This window comes from Roseateles sp. (assembly GCF_049240545.1).
Lineage (GTDB): Bacteria > Pseudomonadota > Gammaproteobacteria > Burkholderiales > Burkholderiaceae_C > Paucibacter_A.
Map to the genome: position 1 here is coordinate 1 of NZ_JBMLSK010000120.1, position 1,147 is coordinate 1,147.

Annotated in this window: 2 protein-coding genes; both read left to right on the forward strand. The window is 64.3% G+C overall.

Annotated features, from left to right (window positions below; all coding sequences use genetic code 11):
• Nucleotides 1–560 precede the first annotated feature (560 nt).
• Nucleotides 561–815 (forward strand): type II toxin-antitoxin system HicA family toxin, encoded by a 255-nt coding sequence (locus ACOVRJ_RS08130; RefSeq protein WP_422043383.1) that lies wholly within the window; start codon nucleotides 561–563, stop codon nucleotides 813–815.
• Complete coding sequence (locus ACOVRJ_RS08135) at nucleotides 812–1,147, forward strand: type II toxin-antitoxin system HicB family antitoxin (RefSeq protein ID WP_422043384.1); 336 nt, start codon at nucleotides 812–814, stop codon at nucleotides 1,145–1,147. The genes ACOVRJ_RS08130 and ACOVRJ_RS08135 overlap by 4 nt, the downstream gene beginning before the upstream one ends.

Genomic DNA, 1,147 nt, shown 5'->3' on the forward strand with positions numbered 1-1,147 from the left:
TCATCGACGTGGAGCGGTGTCCGAACTGCGGCGGCGGGGAGCTGAAGATCATCGCGGCCATCCTGGAGCGGCCGGTGATCGAGAAGATCCTTGGCCATCTCGGACTGGATCCGCAGCCGCCGCCCAAGGGTCGGGCGCGCGAGGTGGGCCCGGCCTGGGCGCACTGAGCCCGGCTGAGCCGGGCGCCGCACCCACCGAAGGCATGCCGGGGCTGCCGGGCGTGACCCGCAGCCGGCACGGCGCTGCGCGCGACAAGGGTTGCTGTGCCGGCAGACGGCCTCAGGCCCCGTGTGAACCTGGGCGCTCGGGCGTGCGAAGCAGCCCGCGACGTGTCGGGGCGAGGCTCGAGGTGCCTTTTCAGGCTGTCGATGGGTGCGCAAGGCCCGAACCATGCGGTGGTGTCGGGGTTACCCAGGGCCTGTCGGGCTTGAAGAGGGTGTTTGAACTTCCTATTCTCAGGTTGACGGGGGAGCGTGATGGCCTCCTGACCGAAATCGACCGTTGAGCCGCTGACGACGCTGGCGATCAACCTCGATATCACTAATTGCTATCATGATCGGATGAACAGCAAACACCGTAAGACGTTTGTGGCGATCTTCGCCCGACCGACTTCGGCGTCCATTGTGTTCGCCGACATCGAGGCGCTGGTCAAGGCGCTGGGTGGTTCTGTGTCTGAGCGCGAAGGCTCGCGTGTCAAGATTGAACTCCATGGCGAGCAGTGGCGCTGTCATCGGCCACATCCAGGCAAGGAGGCCAAGCGCTATCAGGTCGAGGAAGCTCGCGAACTACTGGAACGTGCAGGAGTGCTGCCATGAACACCATGACCCACAAAGGCTACACCGCTCGCGTCGAGTACGACGAGCGCGACAATCTCTTCGTTGGCCGAATTCTCGGCATTCGCAACATCATCAGTTTCCATGGCGAAACGGTTGTACAACTGAGGGCCGAGTTTGAACTCGCGGTCAAAGACTATCTGGCCGACTGCAAGGAGCAAGGCCTTCACCCCGAGAAGCCGGCGTCCGGCAAATTGCTGCTACGGGTGCCGCCCGAGGTGCATGGTCGTGCCCTGGTGGCCGCGCAGGCTGCTGGCAAGAGCTTGAACCAGTGGGCCGCCGAGGTGCTGCAGCGCGCGGCCCGGCCAAGCTAG

Coding starts and splice junctions, on each gene's coding strand:
- ACOVRJ_RS08130 (WP_422043383.1), top strand. CDS start 561: ATGAACAGCAAACACCGTAAGACGTTTGTGGCGATCTTCGCCCGACCG.
- ACOVRJ_RS08135 (WP_422043384.1), top strand. CDS start 812: ATGAACACCATGACCCACAAAGGCTACACCGCTCGCGTCGAGTACGAC.